Below are 20,159 nucleotides of genomic sequence, written 5' to 3' on the forward strand. Positions count from 1 at the left end.
CATTCTCTTTTTTAGAAGCTCAATTCGGTACGCTGAATCAAATCCTTTTGCAAGGGTTTCCCAAGTTCTACAAAGTACGCGCTGTATCCCGCCACACGAACAAGCATATCCTTGTAATTCTCTGGATTTTTCTGGGCAGCACGCATGGTTTCTGAACTCATGATATTAAACTGAACGTGCATCGGATTTTTCGCCATGTAGGCGTCGATAAAGCTGATTAAATTATCACGCCCTTCGATTCCAGCGACTGCTTCTTGTGGGAATCGCAAGTTCATTAATGTCCCGTTTGTCGCTAAGCTGTGATCAACTTTGGCCAATGAGTTTACAAGTGCTGTCGGACCGCTCACATCATGGGAGCCAGCATCTGTATGCACTGGACCCATATTATCTGAAATTGCCTCGCCCTTCTTGCGTCCATCTACAGAAGCATTCGTGTTCATCCCCATTGCGACATTCGCATTCACCGAATACACCCCTGGACTAAATTCACCACCGCGAACATTTTTTCTTCCTGCTACATGCTTGCAATAGCATTCGAACATGAATTTGAATAAATCATCTGCATAGTCATCATCGTTCCCATAGTGATGGACTTTGGTGCTATTGACCAATGAATAAAGAACATCATGGCCCTTCCAATTGTCTTTTACTGCTTGCAGTAATTCTGCGCCAGTACAGCGTTTTTCTTCAAATACCAATTGCTTAATTGAGGATAATGAATCTGCACAAGTTGCCATTCCGCTAGCTTGAGGTCCTGTCCCATTGTATTTGGCACCACCTTCAGTTAAATCTTTTCCAGATTCTAAACAGTCTTCAAAGAATGCAGATACATAAGGTAATGGTTTTAGTTCACGGTGAATCGTGTCAATCACATTTAGACTGCTACACATTTGATCGGTCCAATATTCAAATTGCTCGTCAACACTTGCCAATACTTCATCAAAACTTTGATAAGTATCCAAGCTGCCAGTATCTGGACCGAGCTGGTTGCCAGTATTCAGACTACGACCACCATTTACAACCATTTCCATCATCTTCGGTGTATTGACATACGCAGCATCATGCCAACCATACTCTTTTCCTGGCAAACTAATTTCAACACAGCCGACAACACAGTAATCTCTTGCTTCTTCAAGAGTCATTCCCTTGCGCATCATTCCCTTAATCGTTGGTGCGTCATTGAAAAGCTTCGGATGTCCATATCCTGCACGGATACACTCTGTCGTTTTTACTCTTAACTCATAAGGAGTGTTTTCATGCATGCGTACACAGACCCATGGATTCATCATTCGAGTGTGAGCAGAGCCTTCCAGCATCAACATCGTCAAATCATTCGTGGCATCATTTCCCTCTCGATCTACACCACCGATTGTTAAGCTTTCTCCACCAAATCCGCGACCATTTCGCAAAGCCATACTGCCTTTGTCTTTTAATTTTGTCGGGTTATTCATCTTCACATACTCAACTTCAAGAAGCTCCAATACAAACTCTTTGGTGATTCTGCCATTCTTCATATCCGCTTCGTAGTATGGATACAGCCATTGATCCATGCGACCATACGAAATCGAATGACCGTTGCTTTCAATTTGGATCAAGGTTGTGGCAATATTAAATAGTTGCAGTGCTTGCCAGAACGTTTTCGGTGCTCCTAAGGCAATTTGATAGCAGTTCGTTGCCATCTCTTCCAGTTCCTTTTTACGGTTCGCATCCTGTTCTGTCCCAGCCATCGTTTCAGCTAATTCTGCATATCGTTTTATATAAGTTCTTGCGGCTTCATGCATAATAATCATGGCTTCATAGAAGTCGCGTTTGTCTGCATATTCTGGATCACGTTTACTAAGCTTTTCTAATCGTTCCTTTGCTTCGTCAATCAATCCTACATAACCTACGCGCATCAATTTGGCATAATCAATCGCTAGGTGGCCTGCTCCAGCATAATGATAAAGATTGGTTTGGAAGATTCTTTCACCAACTTCTGATCCTTTTGTTTGATCTTCGTCAAGTCTTGCATTCACCATGTCATCGATGGTCTGGCCTTTCCACCATGCACAAAGCTCTAATATTTCTTGTCTTTCTTCTTCATTTCTAATGTAAAATTGATCATTTGGCCGATCTTCAAAAGGTGAATGCAAGATTTCATCAATAATCCAGTTGACGGAAAACTCAGGGTAAATCGGTGAAGCTTTCGCAGGAGCAGCGATTTCTCCCACAATCAGATCTTCCTCATAGATATACAAGCTAGTGTTCAATAAAATATTTTCAAAAGCATACGCGCATTTTAATTTACGTGAGCACGTTTCATGCGTTTGATAAGCTTCTGTTACCAAACGTAGTCTTTCAACATCTACATCATAAGGCCGGTCTAAAAAAGTTTGTCTCAAATGGTTTACTCGCGGAAATGGCGACCAATCTTCATGATTTACTTGATAGCCCAAACTGTACATTTTGTCGAAAGGCTCCATTCCTCTTGCTGTTGTGTGTGTGTTACTCATTTAAAATCCTCCTTAATTTAAAATAAAAATTATTGTTTTTCCTTGGTTCCTACGAGGCAATGAATCCCTCGCGAATTCATGTAGTCAGCAATCTTTTCTACTTGTTTTTGAAAAGATTTTCGATGAACCTTTACCCCCTCCATCGCATATGGAATACCTAGTGCTTCATACTTTTCAACTCCTAATCGCATAAAACTCAACAATTGAAGTGTCCGTATCTGACCATTCAAATCATTTAAAATAAAATCGGCCGTAGCCTCAATATTTTTCATATCGTCATTAAAATCTGGGATCACAGGAATTCTCAGTATCAATTCCCGATCAAGTTCTGACATCTTTTTCAAGTTTTTTAGTATGACTTCATTCCCTACTCCCGTACGTTTTCGGTGAATCTTCGAATCCATGTGCTTAATATCTGAGATCCAAATATCTGTATAAGGCAGCAAGATTTCTACCTTTTGCCAATTTGAATAAAAAGTTGTTTCAAAGCAGGTTTGAATCCCTTCTTTTTTACATTCAGCAAACAGCTCAGCAACAAAATCACTCTGAAGTAGTGCTTCTCCTCCTGAAACGGTGACACCTCCGCCAGATTGCTCGTAATATTCTTTGTCTTTTCGAATAATCTCCATACACGATTCAACAGTCATTGCCTCGCCCCACTGTTTGATCGCATCTGCTGGACAAGCCGATGCGTATGCCGAACAATCAGAGCATTTCTTTGAATCAATCGCTGCTAATTTCCCTCGATAAAAAGTTAGGGCATCCTCATTTGAATCAGAGAACAGGCAAAGCCCGCATTTTTTCTTTGAAATGCATTTCTTTTTATAAACACCAAGCTCAATTTGGGTAGACCAGCTTTCTGGATTTCCACACCAATCACATCTCATAGGACAACCTTTTAAAAAAAGTTCTGTCCTTAAACCCGGACCATCGTGAAGTGTAAAACGTTGAATATTAAAGATGATTCCTTGATTTGACAATTAAATTATCTCCTTCGCTAAAACAGAAAACGTTTTTATGTTCAAAGTTTAACAAACTAAAAATGGGAAAATAATTAGGTATTAGTAGTATTTCCATATAGGGAATGTTCCCTATATGGAGGATAACTATGTATGCATGTTCACTTATAAACAAAAAAAGAAGCCTGCGACATACGCCTAGGCTTCGATTAATTATTGTGCAAAACTCTTTATTTTTTATTATCGAACAGTTGAGAAAGCTCATACCTGCTATTTACTTTACACTTACTATATATATTTTGAACATGCTTCTTTACCGTATGGTAGCTAATGACCATTTTTTCAGCAATGTCCTTATAAGTAAACCCCCTATATAATAATTCAGCAACTTTAAATTCTGTATTTGTTAACGGTAGCGTGTTCTCCAAACTTTTAGAACTTTTCTCCTGATCCTTTTTTGAAATAGTTATCCAATGATAACGATCAATAATCCCATTTGAGTAGGTCTGATCGTAAGTATAAATTTTAAAAACATAATTTTGAACAATCCTAGTACGAACCGCCTTTGAGCAGGTTTGATTTTCATCTCCCAACAGAAAAGGCAGCCAGCTGCAAGGCTCCGTACTACTGATTTGTTCTGCTACCGAAGGGCCTAAAATGTCGCTTAAGCAATCAATCGCTGCTTGGCTATGATTCATCACATGGGTAAAATCATCTGTGATTAAATAAGCCTTTTCTCCTGATAGAATGATTTCATTCTGGATTTTTTGAATGATTTTTGATTGCTCATATTTTTTGAAATTTTTGTATGAATTGGCAAGATAAACGTAAATCTCCTTCAAATCTTCAAGCTCTTTTTCAGTAAAATCTCCCAGTTGTAAATCTTTAAAAAAGACTACTTGAATATAGGCGTTAATCCCAAAAGCCATCGTCACACTGTAATGCTGACGAAAGTTCTTTTCAATGAACCGGACATAGGATGAGGAATCATATTCTTCTTTTCCAAGAACTTCTGTAGATTTGTATAACCTAGGAATCACATTGAAATACGTAAGGTGATCGTTCAAGGCCTCTCGAAAAACCTGTTGCCTAATCTCATCGACCTCAACAAAATTTCGGTAAGGATGATTTTTATAATTCACTAACTGCCCTGTCCAATCAGTCCAGGAAAGAAAATTCCCTTCTGTATCAAAATAAGAAATTAGTACGCGATCCCAACCAAAATTCTTTTCTAAATATTCCAAAAGAGTAGCACTAAAAAATTCACGTGCAGTGATCTGGTACTCAGAAATCTCAGAAAAGAAATCAACTTGCCCATTCTTATCTACATTCATATGCCTACCCTCCCAATTCAGTAATTAGCCGACTTTTTCGTTTGATAACAATTAAAAAACTTAGAAGTAATCGATTTATACTTTTCATTCTAATCTAAATATCATTTTATTTAAATATATTTTTTCAGATGATATCTGTTCCTTAGTTTGCTTATTATGTTACAACGTATTATAGGATGCTCACAGAATTTGATAATTTAACCAGAAAAAGTACTTAGCATATAAATTGAATGTAAACAGACTAATTAGTCAACTACGATTTTCTTACATTCTACTCCCTCTAATTGTTATACTAAGTCCATTATGCATCCGCTTAAGAGTAAACATAAAATGGATCTTGCAAACTCATACACCTTTTTCTCGTGTATTATTTACAGGATCCACTTTATTAACTACTGTTTTCCTTTACTCAGATCAATCAGTGAGTAGATGTTCAATTTTTTCTAGTAATCTATCATAGTTTACTAGTGAAAAATCAGTGACATCTATTTCAATCAAATTTCCCAATGAAAATTCATCATAGCCTCGTATTGTACAACGTTTGATGAACTCTTCATAATCAACTAAATTGTCAGCCTCTTCATGATTCACATTTGTTGCTTCTTTATGATAGCACAACAAAATATGCCCTAAGTGTCTCGCGTGATCTAAATCCCGCTTTTTTTGACGTTCATAAAGAACATTCAAATCAGCCGTCAAACGTATCGTTATTACTTGAAAACCATGTTGTTTTGTCAATTGCTGCAGATGTCCTTTTTGTTTTTCACTAAAGGGATAATCAGATATCAAGCTAACTCCTTTACGAAATGATGTTTCCATTTGTTGATAGTACTCATTCCAGCTTTTTTGAATCAGCATTTCTTTTTCACTTAAATTGTTGAAGCCAAATAGATCCCAATTCTTTTCCTTTATTTCATCTGGTGAAAGAAATTGAATGCTTGGAAATTTTTCTAAAATCAAATGGGCTAAATACGATTTTCCTGTTCCAGGATACCCTGCTAATAAAATCAAGGTTTTTTTCAAGTCAATTCATTCCTTTATATTGTTAACTCTATTTCCAAAAAATACTTATCAGCTAAATAATAACTATCTACATATTCTCGCGGATTGTCCTTGACATCATAAGAAATTCTTTTGATATGGAGTAACGGGGTTCCTTCCTCGACCTTCAAAAGATCAGAGATAGTGCTTACAGCGGTAGTTGAGTAAATTTGCTGACTAGCATACGACCACTGGATATTATAGGTTTTATCAAGAAAAACACGTAAGGACTCCTCAGAAAAATTACGATTCAACATTTCTGGAACGTAATCTTTTTCAAAATAATTGATTTCCAAATAGTAAGGATCTGTATCACCATAACGCACACGATTTAAACAAATCACCTCAGTTTCCGGTTCTAAATTCAATGCTTCAGCAACTTCCTCTGGTGCTTGGATCACACCGAATTCGATTACTTTTTTCTTTGCTATTACATCTTCTAGTCTTTTCTTCCTTGAATATTTTGTCACTCGTTGAGGTGAATGTTTTGGATGTGTAGAAATGACAACTGTTCCAAGTCCCCGCTGCTTTTTCACGAAACCATCATTGGCGAGCATCTCCATAGATCGCCTAGCAGTCGCTCGACTCACTTGATATGTCTTCATCAATTCACTCTCAGAAGGAATACACTCTCCGATCGTATAAGTGCCATTGATAATTTTCTGGAACAAACGGTCATACAACTGATAATACAGCTGTTCTCTGCCGCTAAAATCCAACGAAGTCATTCCACAACATCCTCCCACTCTTTTAGTCCATCCATTCTCCGCCAACAAGATTAATCGATTGGCCTGTTAGATAGCTGGATTTTTCTGTTAATAAGAATACCGCCGCATTTATCACATCTTGCATATCAACCAATCGATGCATCGGGATATTTCCTTTAAAATAGTCCATGACTCCTTCGGGATCTATTTTTCGCTTTCTCGCGTAATCATACTTCAATTTCTCCCACATCTCGGTATATACGATTCCTGGACAAATTGAATTGACCCGAATGTGTTGATCCGCAAACTCTTTGGCGATTGATTGTGTCAATCCTTGTACACCAAATTTACTAGCACAATAAACCGTTTGCCATGAACTTGCCTTCTTCCCAGATAAAGAGGACATGTTGAGAATTTCTCCGCCTCCATGCTCCAGCATCCGTTCAATAGCAACTTGGCAGCATAAAAAAGTCGCTTTCAGATTGACGTTCATGGTCAAGTCCCATAACGCTTCACTACTTTCAAGAAATGGAACCATTTTTGAAACACCTGCCGAATTTATCAGCGTAGTCAACGGACCAAACTTTTCCTCAACAGCTGTCAGCCCTTTTTCGATTTCGGCTTTTGAGGTAACATCGACTTTGTAATAAGCGGCCGCTTCTCCTGTCTCCGCAATCAAGTTTTGTCCCTTCTCATCATTCAAATCAAAGATCGCGACTTTCGCTCCTCGTGTGACAAAATCTTTGGCCATTGCGGCACCCATCCCGCTGCTACCGCCTGTAATAACGATGACTTTTCCATCCATTCTTTCCATTTTTGTCTCCTATTTCAGATATTTGTCTACACCAACCGGTTTATCCTGGGGCATCACTTGTATGAATACGTTCACATTTTTATCAAGTAGCGCTTTAAATTGTTGATTTTCATCATGACTCGTTGAAATATTCTTATACAAGACATTGCGATCAGGTCGTGTGCCCATTCCGCCAACATCAACCTCCTCAATTTGAATACCGTGATCAACTAAATAGTTAAGGACATCTGGTCCCTTTACTAATAGAATTGTTGGTTCATCCAAACCTTGACTGAAAAATTGAACCCCTTCTTCTTTGGTGAATATTCCTATCGCGATTTCTTCTGGTATCGCCATTTCCAGTACTTCGATCATGTATTCATCATTGGCTGTGCCGTCATCAACAATCACTACCTGATTTGCTCCTTTATTTTTGATCCAAGCGGTCATGACTTGTCCGTGAATCAAGCGATCATCAATTCTTGTTAATACTAAGTTTTGCACGCTGTTTCCGCTCCCCTCTGCCAAATATCTTGCTTTGTATACCTATACAGTCTTTCGATGTTGCTCTTTCTATTAATGAATCCAGCTTGTCCTCTTCAGTCCTTCCGAGTGCCAGTGTCAGAAGCATCGGCATATTCATACCTGATACTAAACCGATCTTGAACTCTTTTGACAGATAGGCAGCGCTTTGAAAAGGGGTTCCTCCCCCGATATCTGAAAGGATGATAAACTCGCTGTCCTCATTTGCATAACTTGATAATACATTTGCTAATTTCTCGCGGTAGCTTTCTGGAGACTCACCAGGGACTAAAGGTACAGCTTTGACCCCAAAAGTATCCCCTGCAATCATTTTTAAACTGCTTAATAACCCTTCACAAAAATCACCGTGACTTATAACGACCACATGAATCATTTACTCACCTCATTTTTTACCCTGCATACCCTAAAATACCTAAGTAATAGGCTAAGATTCCAACAACAAAAATTGCAATAATGATGTAAAGCGTATTGATTTTTTTCCTCAACATCCACCAAACTAGTAATGTTAAGCCTAATGGAATCAGACCTGGGGCAAGTGAATCGAGGACTTCCTGAAGCTTTGTCGATCCTTGTCCGATTTTAACAGCTAACGGTGTATTAACAGTTACACGACTAGCCGCCATTGCACCTACGACCATCAATCCGACGATACTGAATGCGTTAATAATTTTATCGATTGTTCCGTTCTTCAAAATCTTTAACAGAGACGTTTTCCCTTGCTTATATCCTGTCATAAACATAAAGTAACCGCAACCAAAAATTAGTGTCTCAAATACCACGAATGATAATATTGGTCCTAAGTAGCTTCCTTCTAATGCGAGTGAACAACCAATTCCAAAAAGAATTGGGAACAAAATCCCCTGCATGACCGTATCACCAATCCCGGCCACAGGCCCCATCAAACCCGTACGTACAGCATTAATATCTTTTGCTTCGATATCTTCCCCATTTGCACGAGCTTCTTCCATCGAGCAAGCGATCCCATTGATGATCGGTCCAATGGTGAATACTTCTGAATTATAAAAGACCATGTACTTTTTTAGTTCCTCAACCTGTTTTTCGTTCGTATCATACAATTCGCGAATTGGAGTAATCATTAGATTCGCTGCACCTAACGCCTGCAACCGCTCATAGTTGTAACAGGCTTCAGTACTCGTCGTCCACAGCCAGGTCTTAACTAATGTACTCTTAGAAAGCTTCTTTGTATATTCTGGAACTACCGCTGGTGCGTTACCGCGGTCATCTACTTTAGTTACTTCGACAGCATCAACCTTTTTATTCACTGAAAGACGCTTCACTTTTTTCTTCTCGACTTTTTCTTCCCCTCGATTGCTATTTAAATACATTACAAGTGCAATAATTGCTGAAAAAATCGATATTGCTGTCATTCCAAGACCAGAATAAACAGTTAGAAAGAATCCTGCGAAAAACCATGGAATCAAATTTTTCTTACCCAAATAGTTCAACAGCATTGCGATCCCTAATGCCGGCATAATTCCGCCAACAACTTCCAAGGCACTGATTACATGCTTCGGTACCAAGTCAATCAATTGCTGAGCCCATCCGCTTCCAAAATAAACAAGTAAAAATGCTGGAATACCATATAAGATGAATGCCATACATGCAGATGGGACGAAGTTCATTAAACGAACCCCGCGAATGTTGCCTTTCTCAAGTAATTTATCTGCCTGATGGATCCAAGCCGCATTGACGGTCATATATACTTGATTTAGTAGGAGACCTAACATACTGAATGGAATGGCAAATGTTACCGCCATTTTTGGATCGGCACCAGATAGAATGGTCATCGCAGTTCCGAACACCCCAGCGACAATTGTGTTGCTAGGCATCGTTCCTCCGGCAGAAATATAGCCCAAATAAATTAACTGAATATTGGCTCCTGCCATCATCCCCAGCATCGGATCACCCATGAACACACCGACTAATGTCCCAGTGGTCAATGGGTAAACGAGACATTTAGTTACAGGTCCAAAAAACCACCACTGACCCATCGTTGCTAAAATTGCAACCAAAATTGCTGATATTATCATTTTATTACCTCCCTAATGTTCTTTGCTTAGATAAACCATCACTTTTCCTTTTCGTGAATAATTCAACGCACTTAGTTCGTCACCGATCTCTTCCAAACTTAATTCAGCGCTGATAATGCTCTTCGTATCAAGTCGTCCGTTTTCCAATAGTCTAACGGCTCTTTCAGATGTATGAGGATTTAAATAGGATGTATAAATACTTAATTCCTTGGTATAAGCTTCAAATTGATTAAAAGAAATCGGCTCTTCTGGATCCCCTAATCCAAACAGTAAGACCTTGCCGTTTTTCCCTGCAATTCTGATTGCTTGCTCCATCGTTTGCTTCAATCCAATACATTCAACGACATAATCGATATTTTTTTCCTTTGACAATATTTCGATTTCTTGATCAGTTACCGCAACAGATGCTCCTAATTTCAGAGCCAGCTCTCGTTTCTCTGCCTCTCGTTCAATAACAATTATTTCAGCGGCACCGCTGTATTTAATTAATTGCAGCATCAGGGATCCAATTGCCCCCATACCATACATAGCGACTATTTTTCCGCTTTCCATCTGAATCAAATCTAAGCCATGGATCACACAAGACAAAGGTTCAGTAAATGCTGCAGTTTCTAAATCAAGAGTATCGGCAATTGGATAAACATTTTGTTCAGGTGGATAAACATATTCAGAGAACCCTTTTGCCACCCCGTGACGTTCCAGACAAAAATTCGGAAAGCCTTGCTGGCACCATTTACATTTCCCACAGCCATAGCTGGGATCGCAGGCGACGCGATCTCCAGGTTTAAAATACTTACACTCAGGTCCAACCGCAACGACTATTCCTGAACATTCGTGTCCTAAAATAATAGGGGGAACGACCACACTTGCCCCGTTCTTTCCTTGAAATTTATGGACATCTGTGCCGCATAAGCCACACCAGGCGACGCGGATCTTTACTTCATCTTTTTCCGGCAATTTTTCTGGTATCTCTCGCACTTCATATGTGTAGTCGCCTACATAATATCCTGCTTTCATGTTTCTCACTCTCACTCACTGATATTTTTGAATAAGTTGATTTTTCGCGCCACGATCTCTTCGATTGTTTCTAGACAAGGAACAACGTTATCCCGATTTGAAACATTTTCTCTATGAGACTCGTAGCATTCTTTAGATTTTCGGTTCCATCCAACTAATAATTCTGTTCCGACATTGAATTTACGAATTCCTAAAGCGATGACTTTTTTCACATCATCATCCTTTACACCAGTTCCGCCATGGATAACTAGTGGAATAGTAACTGCCTTTCTGATTTTTTCCAGCTGCTCAAAACTGATATCTGTCTTAGACATATATTGTCCATGATTTGTTCCGATTGCTACTGCTAAAGCATCAATACCCGTTTCAGCAACAAATGCAGCTGCATCTTTCGGGTCTGTATAGAAAACGTCATCCTGGCTGACCACTAGTCCATCTTCCGTACCTCCGACCGTTCCTAATTCCGCCTCTACACTGACTCCATATTCTTTTGCGAAATTGACAACTTGTTTGGTTCCTAAGATATTTTCCTTAAGTGGCAATGAGGATCCGTCAAACATAACTGAGCTGTACCCCGCTCGAATTGCTTTTCGAATTTCGTCAAAATCTTTAGCATGATCCAAATGGAGCGCAACCTCTACTCCATATTCTTCCGCCATCGATTTACATACCGCTACCAAATTCCGGTGACCGACATAATTTGCTGTCCCGCAACTGGTTTGAATAATCACGGGAGTTTTTTGTTTCCCTGCTGCTTTGATGATCGCGGGCAACATTTCTAAATTATGCGTATTAAAGGCTCCGATCGCCATGTCCAACTGATTCGCATCTTTCAAAACCTCTTTTAAAGTAACGTACATCAAAAACTCCTCCTAAGCGTTATCTGAATCTCTAACAAAAAGATGGCCATCTTCTTATATCTTCTGCAAATATAAAAATGTTAGAATATACGTACGTTTGATTCGCCTTTATCATATAATGGCAGATTTGGAAAAGCTATACGTCAAAAAGGAAAACCCTTACAGTTTTTTGACAATTTCCGGAAAACTTGAAAATCCATTCATGATAAACTATGAGAAAATGAGTTAGGGGGAAGATCAATGATCATTGATATAAAGAAAGATGTCTATCAGAGTTTGTCAGAATCAGAAAAGAAAGTGATTGATTTCTTGAATCGAAACGAACAGCTCATTCCAGAACTATCTATCACTAAAATGGCGGAGAAGACTTTTACCTCTTCCGCCACAATTTCAAGAACCATTCAGAAATGCGGTTTTTCGGGGATCAATGAACTACGCTATAAAATTTCACAGCAAAAAGAGTCGGCAGAATCGGCTAATGCACCTTATGTCGTCAATAATATTCTAGCGAAATCCTATCGAGAATGTACCGAGACAATCAACTCCATCAGTTCAACAGATATCTATCAGACGATTGAGTACCTAAAAAATGCCGATCGGATCTTCATTTGTGCTCGTGGCTTTACGGCTTTAATCGCCGATGAATTACAAATGTACTTACAATTATTAGGCTACAATGCAATCATCGTTAAAGACGTTATGTGGATGAAAAAATTTCATCGGATTATCACATCAAAGGATGCTTTGATTGTCCTTTCTCTTAGAAACAGCATCCCCGAATTGGCTTTGACAGTGAGAGCCGCACATGATTGTAAGGCGAAAGTCATTACAATTTGCTGCAAAACACCAACAAATCTTGAAGAATATTCAGATATTACTCTGATTGGGCACTCTGAGAAGATCATGGAAGCCAGCGAACAAGTTGTCTATTCACGTATTCCATTATTAGTTATTACCCGTACCATTATTGAATATATTGGCCTATAGTTTTATTTTAAGAAAGGAGTAATATGAGTATTTTATGTATTGGGCAGGCTGTTTATGATTTGACTTTTCCAATAAATGAACCCTTGAAAGAGAATCAAAAATATAGGATTTCTGATCGACATGAATGTATGGGTGCACCTGCTGCGAACGCTGCCTATTTATGTGGATCGTGGGGAGTCGACACATCCTTGATCGCTCGTGTCGGTAATGATTTATTCGGTCAAGAGATTGTTCGAACATTAAGAACTGGAAACGTCGACACGTCTTTGATTTACTTTGATAAAAATCAGGCAACAAGCATCAGCAGTATCATTGTGAATAAACAAAATGGACATCGAACAATTATCAATGCCCCAATGATGGAGCACGTTTTTCCAATTACTTGGCCAAAATCAAGTCCTACTACATTACTTATAGACGGTCATGAACTAAACGCGTCATTAGTCGCTATGAATAAATATCCAACTGCTGTCTCGATCATGGATGCCGGAACTTATAAGCCAGAGTTAACAACATTAATCCACGCAGTTGATTTCTTAGTTTGCTCTGAAGACTTCGCATACCAAGCTACTGGAATAAAAATTAGATTGGATCAAAACGAACAGTTAAAAGAAGTTTTTAACCAGTTGCATGTACTAAATAGCAATAAAATAGTAGTTACCATCGGTGATCAAGGTTGTCTTTGGCAGGATAAAGAAATTATTCGACATTTTCCTGCTTTTAACGTTACACCAATTGATACTACTGGTGCAGGTGATATTTTCCATGGGGCTTTTGTCTACTGTATTAACCATAAATATTCACTTGAAAAAACGATTGCCATTGCTTCTGCCGCCTCTGCGTTGTCAGTCACGAAGATTGGTGGACAAACTTCAATCCCAACACTTGAGGAAGTCAACTTTTTTCTCACAAGTGAAAAATAGTAAATGTAAAAATGTTTACGCAACAAACTATCCTTTAAAAAACTTACTAATTGGATAGTGTCTCCATCCTATTAATTAAAATTTCTTTGCTCTTTAAGAAATACCACTTCCAAAAATCGTGAATTTATATTCCTTTTCTACTCTTTATGTCAGCTCAATAATAATTAAACGAAGTTCTGTTAAATGACTCAAATTTACGGAACTTCGTTTTAATTTACAATCATGATTTTTTTATCGAGTAATTTATGATACATTAATATAATAATATATCATAGACTATTAGGGAGGAACAAACTATGACCATCAACCCAAACCAACTTAAGAAATTGAATTCACTCATTTTGACTCTTCAAAAACAATCGGTTACTTTAGAATCTGTTACACATTATCCTGGATTAAAAAAGGATGGCACTGAGAAGAAAACAAAGTATTACAAAAAAGCATATAAAGAAAAATATAAACAGCTATCAGCAATTGAAGCTACTTTAAACGACGTGATTAAAACACTAGTTCCTCATTCGTATCCTACTCAAATTGATTCCTTGCTTTCAGAGATTGATAAGATGAAGCCCCTTAAGAAACCGATAAATTCGTCAGAGTATTCCGAAGAAATTGACCTCTATTTCAATAGCCTCCTTCACATTCAATGTCAGATTTCAAGAGCAAATGGTCTATTACCTCTCATTATTTTTGACCTGAATAGTATGTACTTAGACTATTACGATAATTTTTTGGATAAACAAAATTCATTAATATCCGATAACAAGAAACTAGAAAGTCAAATAAAGGCTTTACAAGAAGAGATTGATCATTTGAAAAGAAAACAGCCTCAACCTAACAGCGAAAACAAAATTATTTTTACAGTCAAAAAAGAGCATCCTCGTGGCGGATGTAAACTTACTGATAAGCAAATTGAACGATTGCTATTAATTCGTGCTAAACGAGGAAAGTATGCTGATATGACTCTTAGCGAAGCGATAAAATCAATCGCACAAACTCATCGTACGTATTACAAAGTAGTTAATCGTGATTATTTATCTGAGAAAACCAGACGTCGAATCGAAAATATCGCAAAGAAATTAAATATAGAATTGCCAGAAATTTAGTCTTTTACTTTACAAGTGACAGACAAGTCGATAGGTGAATACGATAAAATAATCAATACTGCTTCAAGCGTTGCTTAAAAAAAGAAGAATTTTCGTTTTCCTATTTATACATTTGGGGAAAAATTGTTACCTTTACTCTCTTCGATAAGACTAGTAAAGTTTCAGGGAAAAAAAGTAGTGCTACACCATTATCATAGTATTGCACTACTTGTCTTAACCTGTTTGACAAAGAGCCAAATTGTATTTACTTCCTTTTTTACATAGAAAATTCATTTTGATAAGGGATAGATGGTTGGGCGCCATACCGTTGAACAGTTAATGAAGCGGCTTTACTACCGTATTTTATAGCTTCTTCAATATTGCTTAAGTCACGGGATAGTTTTGAAGCTAACGCACCAATAAATGTATCACCTGCGGCTGTAGTATCCACTGCTTTCACTTTAAAAGCAGAAACAAAGCCATGTTTTCCCTCTGAAATGGAATAGAAAGCTCCTTTACTGCCTAACGTAACAATAAGTACTTTCACGCCTAAATCATGAATTTCTGAGGCAGTATTGACTAAATCTTCTTTAGTCGTAACCTTTTTACTACAAATAGTTTCTAATTCAATTTCATTCGGTATTAAGATATCCGTATTTCGGATAATTTTTTCTGGCAGATACTCTGGAGCAGGTGCCGGATTAAGAATTGTGAATACGGATGAATCTCGTGCGACTTCAAAACTTTTTTCAATACTAGAAATATTGGTTTCTAGTTGGGCAATCACATAATCACTTGTAGAAATCAATTCACGATTAGCCAATACATGCTCATTCGTAATATTTTGATTAGCCCCTCCATATATTACAATGCTGTTTTCACCGTTATCATCAACAGTTACATAAGCACTACCCGTTCTGACACTTTCCAAACGATCAATGCCTGAAGTATTAATCTTATCTTGTTCCAAAAGATCAACAAGAGCTTTGCCTCCATCATCGTTACCAACTGCACCAATAAAATTCACTTCTGCACCAGTTCTAGCTGCCGCAATTGCTTGGTTCGCTCCTTTTCCTCCACCGTTAGTAAATACTTCTTTTGAATGGATTGTTTCCCCTGGCTTTGGAAATTGTTCTGTTCGAATCGTAGTATCCAAATTGATACTTCCTACTACTGTAATCTTATTCATCTCTGCACTTCTCTCCATTTGACTTCACTTACGTTGTAATTGTTCTTAAATAACCTTACGAAAAATAATCGATCGTATCCATCGTCAGTTTTCTAAATCTATCTAAATCAAGATCAAATGCAACATGAACATTCTTTTCTTTTTTATAAACATCATCATAGTCAACGACAGTACTTCCTAATGATAACGTGTCACTAGTTTCTACTTGAACATTCATTGGATATACTGTGAACATTTCAGGGTCGATGACATAAGCGACAGCACAAGGATCATGCATGTGTATTCCTTCCACGTGGTTTTCATCCGCCCAAAATGGACGTGTAGTTGTTAGATTGAAAAAGTCTAACAGGTCAGCCATAGTAGTGGCTACTTGATTTCCAATAGCTCGAATTTCTTTTATATCTTCTTCAAACAATTGTGCTTTTAAGGTTACATCTAAACCGAACATTGCAACTGGAACGCCCGATTTAACAACGATATCGGCCGCCTCAGGATCAACATAGATATTGAACTCTGCATGAGGAGTCATATTTCCACCAAAACATGCCCCTCCCATAAAGGAGATTAGTTCGATTTTTTCTTTTAATTCAGGATGTGATAACAAGAAAATCGCAATATTAGTTAATGGCCCTGTTGCAATTAATGTGATTTTTTCTTCAGATTCTCTTAAAATTTTTGCGATTAAATCATTTGCCGAAATATCCAAATCTTGTATAGTGGACTCTGGTAATTCTGCTCCATCTATCCCTGACGCCCCGTGTACATCGTCTGCAATAATCAATTCCCTGCGTAATGGTTTATTAGCGCCTTTTGCCACAGGAATATCATCACACTTCGCCAGTGTTAATAGTCTCTTTGCATTTAAGTAAGTTTTTTCCGGAAGCTGATTACCTGCAGATGTCGTTACTGCTAATAAATCAATATTCTTTGAAGCAATAGCCATCAACAGAGCCAAGGCATCGTCGTGTCCTGGATCACAATCTAAAATTACCTTCTTTACCATTATAAATCCCCCAATATAACTTATTTACTTTGTTCGATCTTTTGACCGTGTGTGTAAATCATTTTTTTCGTAACTACAAATATTACTAAAGCTATTAATACAATAACACCACCGATAAGGAAGACATTCGCATAAGTCGAAGCAGCGCCTTCAGCAGAACCAACTATACTACTGCTTGACATAACCCCTGAAGACATCATCCCACCAAATACAGCCACTCCTACAGAACCAGTAATAGCCTGAACCAAATCATTTACACCTAATACACGGCCAGACTCTTCAGGAGCAACCGTCAATGTAGCTGTGTCTACGATTGGTGAATAGAAAAATGACGTTCCAAAATAGTAGATACATGGAGCAAACGCTAATGCCCAAACTTTACCATGTGGAATTGCAAATGCAATTGCCAGTAATCCCAAGCCCATAAAAGATAAAGCCATTATGATTGCTGCTGAACGTCCAATTTTCTTAACGACAGGCCCACAAACAAACCCTAAAACAGCAGCTAATAAAATAGAACCTACTAAAAGTAACGAAACTTCTGCAGAATCAATGCCAAAAACATTCAACCCTATCGCATTTACGCCCGCATTCAAAGTATAACTAAAGAAATAGCCAATAAAGATAACTGACATAGTAGCAATTAGTGCAGGATTTTTTAAAAACTCTGGTGTAATAAACGGATTTTTCGCTTTATTAATGTAGACGAAAAACAATACTAGTGTTACAACTGATGAAATTGCCCAAAATGCATTCATGTCTGTGAAGAACATAGTCATTGCTCCTGCAAATGCACCGATTAACGCAAATCCAATCCAATCGATATTTGCACCTTCTGCATGTTCATCTGGTAAGTTTTTAGCCAATGATGGAATGAATAGAACAGATAAAATTGGAACAGCAAACAACCAACGCCAGTCTATTTTTGTAATATACCCAGCTGCCACAACTCCTAAAGCAGCGGAGAAACGAAATACTGCTACAAAAATTCCGTAGTAAATAACACGATTCTCTTTAGCGATGTATTTAGAAACCAAAACTAAAAAGACAGAACCCGCTACTTGCCCTCCAGCTGACTGTAAAACACGCGCGATTACTACCGCCCAAATACTACTCGGACCAAACCCAAATCCGATAATAGATCCTAAGACAAAAATGATTACTCCTAAGAGTGTCATTTTTTTCAATGATACAAAATCACCAAGAGCTCCATAAACAACACACACAATTCCCAAAATAATTCCAGGTATTGACGTAATAAGTGGCGCTAAATTGGTCGCACCTAACTGTTGGCCAATATTAACGAAAATCATTCCAAAGGCTTGTTGCTCAAGAATACCAAAAGTAAATATTAGCAGAATCAAAGGTATAGCTTTCTTAGCCATACGATTCATCTTTTCAAATTCCTTACTCCCTTCTTCTGGTATTGGAACACCAACTATTTTTTCTCTCTCATTTGTTGTATCCATTCTTTATCCCCACTTTCTTGATATTATATAAAAGGTGATTTCACCTATTTAACTATAATTGCTGTCTTTTTTCCTCAAAACATTGAATGAAGTCCGTCTTATTGAAGACAGGCTTTTTTAGCTCTAAAGTCTCACCTATCCGTGTGATTGGTGGTGGACTCACATGACTTGCTTGTAGAATATCAGGACTTGAGAAAATTGCTGTCTTATTCGCTTTCCTCAATATCTGTCCTTTTGCCATCACAATTATTTGATCAAAGTTGCTTACAACAAACTTCATATCATGAGTAATCGTTATACATAATTGATTGTTCTCCCTCAACACCTGAATAATCTTTGTTAAACGCTGATTTCCTTCTAGATCTTGTCCACAAGTTGGTTCATCTAAAATAAGAATTTTTGGATTCATCATCAAAATCGAGCCAATTGTACAAAATTTTTTCTCCGTATCATTTAGGTCAAATGGATGAACAGATAATTTATCCGTTAAACCAACTAAATCAGCTATTTTTTTTAGCCGTTCTTCAATTTCTCTTTTTGATACTCCTTGCTGTTTTGCACCAAATTCAAACTCTTTTTTTACACTTTCCAAAAAAAGTTGACTATTTGGATTTTGAAAAACATAGCCAATTTTCCTAGACCAGAAAGCTGTTGTATGATTCGTAATAGTCTCACCATCGATCAATACTTCTCCAGCGGTTGGTCGGAGCAAACCATTTAAGTGTTTGACAAACGTAGTTTTTCCAGCGCCGTTCTGACCTATGATCGCTACTGGTTCTGTTCCTTCAAAAACAGTGTTGATTCCATTTAATGCAACTTCTCCAGAAGGGTACTCATGGTATAGTTCTTTAACTTCGATCCTCATTCTTTAAAACCTCCTGTAACATTCTAGCCGCTGTCTTTTCGGTTAAAATTGCTGAATCAGGACTGTACTCTTTAGTTATTTCATAATAGTCTGGTGCGGATACTTTATAATCAACTAAATTGGGTGTAGTAAATACATTTTCGGGGGTATCCCATAAAGCAATTCTACCCTCGTATAGAACGATAACTTTGTTAGCTAGTTCAGCAACTTTTTCCATATCGTGATCTACCATTATGATTGTCATTCCTTTTTGATTAAGTTCATTAACCGTTTTCATTATTTGCTGACTACCAACAGGGTCTAACTGAGTAGTACATTCATCAAGAAGTAAAATTTCTGGTTCTAAGATAATTGCAGCAGCTAAGGCAACTCTTTGAACTTGTCCGCCTGAAAGTTCCAAAGGATTTCTGTCTAACAAATCAGTAATTTGAACGACTTCGGCTACCTTATTAATTTTTTTCAGCATCTCTTCTTTTGGCAGCCCCCTATTCCCTAATCCAAAGGCTAGTTCCTCTATAACCGTATCAGCAGTGTACGATAACTGATTAAACGGATTTTGGAAAACTAACCCTACTGTTTGAGATAATTCTCCAACCCCAACTTCTGATGTACTTTTACCTTTAATCTCAATCGTTCCTTCATAATAACCTACAAAATAGTTAGGAATTAAACCTGCTAAGGCATTGCATAAAGTTGACTTTCCTGCACCATTTCCACCAATGACTGCAATAAAATCTCCTTGTTGAACGTTGAAGTTGATTTTTTTGAGTGCCGCTTCATGAGCTTCGTTATAGCGATAAGAAAAATCAGTTACTTCAATTATTGTATTCATTTGTTTTCC

General features: G+C 37.8%; 19 protein-coding genes. 3 read left to right on the plus strand and 16 right to left on the minus strand.

The window, feature by feature from the left end; translation table 11 throughout:
* Positions 1–11: 11 nt before the first annotated feature.
* From hpfG to J9537_RS17060, 11 genes are all read right to left on the minus strand, one after another.
* Positions 12–2,492: a (2S)-3-sulfopropanediol dehydratase gene (gene hpfG / locus J9537_RS17010; protein WP_028020069.1), complete on the minus strand. Its 2,481-nt coding sequence runs from the start codon at positions 2,490–2,492 to the stop codon at positions 12–14.
* Positions 2,493–2,521: 29 nt separating this feature from the next.
* On the minus strand, positions 2,522–3,472 hold the full coding sequence (gene hpfH / locus J9537_RS17015; protein ID WP_028020068.1) for a (2S)-3-sulfopropanediol dehydratase activating enzyme: 951 nt from the start codon (positions 3,470–3,472) through the stop codon (positions 2,522–2,524).
* Between the two features lie 209 nt (positions 3,473–3,681).
* Positions 3,682–4,785: a response regulator transcription factor gene (locus tag J9537_RS17020; protein ID WP_028020067.1), complete on the minus strand. Its 1,104-nt coding sequence runs from the start codon at positions 4,783–4,785 to the stop codon at positions 3,682–3,684.
* Positions 4,786–5,199: 414 nt separating this feature from the next.
* A complete protein-coding gene (locus J9537_RS17025) occupies positions 5,200–5,808 on the minus strand; it encodes a P-loop nucleotide/nucleoside kinase family protein (protein ID WP_028020066.1) in 609 nt (202 codons plus the stop codon).
* A 14-nt stretch (positions 5,809–5,822) separates the two neighbouring features.
* Positions 5,823–6,554, minus strand: a complete 732-nt coding sequence (locus tag J9537_RS17030) for a GntR family transcriptional regulator (RefSeq protein ID WP_028020065.1) — start codon at positions 6,552–6,554, stop codon at positions 5,823–5,825.
* A gap of 22 nt (positions 6,555–6,576) precedes the next feature.
* The gene (locus tag J9537_RS17035; protein WP_028020064.1) at positions 6,577–7,338 is read right to left on the minus strand and encodes an SDR family NAD(P)-dependent oxidoreductase; all 762 of its coding nucleotides are present in this window, start codon (positions 7,336–7,338) and stop codon (positions 6,577–6,579) included.
* An 18-nt stretch (positions 7,339–7,356) separates the two neighbouring features.
* A complete protein-coding gene (locus J9537_RS17040; protein ID WP_028020063.1) occupies positions 7,357–7,830 on the minus strand; it encodes a PTS sugar transporter subunit IIB in 474 nt (157 codons plus the stop codon).
* A complete protein-coding gene (locus tag J9537_RS17045; RefSeq protein ID WP_028020062.1) occupies positions 7,802–8,242 on the minus strand; it encodes a PTS sugar transporter subunit IIA in 441 nt (146 codons plus the stop codon). The genes J9537_RS17040 and J9537_RS17045 overlap by 29 nt, the downstream gene beginning before the upstream one ends.
* A gap of 16 nt (positions 8,243–8,258) precedes the next feature.
* Positions 8,259–9,920: a PTS system mannose/fructose/sorbose family transporter subunit IID gene (locus tag J9537_RS17050; protein ID WP_028020061.1), complete on the minus strand. Its 1,662-nt coding sequence runs from the start codon at positions 9,918–9,920 to the stop codon at positions 8,259–8,261.
* Between the two features lie 12 nt (positions 9,921–9,932).
* Positions 9,933–10,937 carry a zinc-dependent alcohol dehydrogenase family protein gene (locus tag J9537_RS17055; protein WP_028020060.1) on the minus strand — a complete coding sequence of 335 codons (1,005 nt, stop codon included), beginning with the start codon at positions 10,935–10,937 and terminating at the stop codon, positions 9,933–9,935.
* 11 nt (positions 10,938–10,948) lie between these two features.
* A complete protein-coding gene (locus J9537_RS17060) occupies positions 10,949–11,797 on the minus strand; it encodes a class II fructose-bisphosphate aldolase (protein ID WP_028020059.1) in 849 nt (282 codons plus the stop codon).
* A 240-nt stretch (positions 11,798–12,037) separates the two neighbouring features.
* Between J9537_RS17060 and J9537_RS17065 the strand changes: the two genes are divergently transcribed.
* From J9537_RS17065 to J9537_RS17075, 3 genes are all read left to right on the plus strand, one after another.
* A complete protein-coding gene (locus J9537_RS17065) occupies positions 12,038–12,784 on the plus strand; it encodes a MurR/RpiR family transcriptional regulator (RefSeq protein WP_218257667.1) in 747 nt (248 codons plus the stop codon).
* A gap of 23 nt (positions 12,785–12,807) precedes the next feature.
* Positions 12,808–13,707 carry a carbohydrate kinase family protein gene (locus J9537_RS17070; RefSeq protein WP_070509624.1) on the plus strand — a complete coding sequence of 300 codons (900 nt, stop codon included), beginning with the start codon at positions 12,808–12,810 and terminating at the stop codon, positions 13,705–13,707.
* A gap of 296 nt (positions 13,708–14,003) precedes the next feature.
* Positions 14,004–14,813: a hypothetical protein gene (locus tag J9537_RS17075; protein WP_070509623.1), complete on the plus strand. Its 810-nt coding sequence runs from the start codon at positions 14,004–14,006 to the stop codon at positions 14,811–14,813.
* Positions 14,814–15,069: 256 nt separating this feature from the next.
* Here the strand turns inward: J9537_RS17075 and rbsK are convergent, their stop codons facing one another.
* From rbsK to J9537_RS17100, 5 genes are read right to left on the minus strand one after another with little or no spacing between them, the layout of a single operon-like run.
* A complete protein-coding gene (rbsK, locus tag J9537_RS17080; protein WP_028020055.1) occupies positions 15,070–15,981 on the minus strand; it encodes a ribokinase in 912 nt (303 codons plus the stop codon).
* A 55-nt stretch (positions 15,982–16,036) separates the two neighbouring features.
* Positions 16,037–16,984, minus strand: a complete 948-nt coding sequence (locus J9537_RS17085) for a nucleoside hydrolase (RefSeq protein WP_028020054.1) — start codon at positions 16,982–16,984, stop codon at positions 16,037–16,039.
* 20 nt (positions 16,985–17,004) lie between these two features.
* A complete protein-coding gene (locus tag J9537_RS17090) occupies positions 17,005–18,453 on the minus strand; it encodes an MFS transporter (protein WP_028020053.1) in 1,449 nt (482 codons plus the stop codon).
* A gap of 52 nt (positions 18,454–18,505) precedes the next feature.
* Positions 18,506–19,318, minus strand: coding sequence for an energy-coupling factor ABC transporter ATP-binding protein (locus J9537_RS17095; protein WP_028020052.1), 813 nt, complete (start codon positions 19,316–19,318; stop codon positions 18,506–18,508).
* Positions 19,302–20,150, minus strand: a complete 849-nt coding sequence (locus J9537_RS17100; protein WP_028020051.1) for an energy-coupling factor ABC transporter ATP-binding protein — start codon at positions 20,148–20,150, stop codon at positions 19,302–19,304. Before J9537_RS17100 ends, J9537_RS17095 begins: the two co-directional genes overlap by 17 nt.
* Positions 20,151–20,159 lie beyond the last annotated feature (9 nt).

Source organism: Enterococcus raffinosus, assembly GCF_019175485.1.
Classification (GTDB): domain Bacteria; phylum Bacillota; class Bacilli; order Lactobacillales; family Enterococcaceae; genus Enterococcus_A; species Enterococcus_A raffinosus.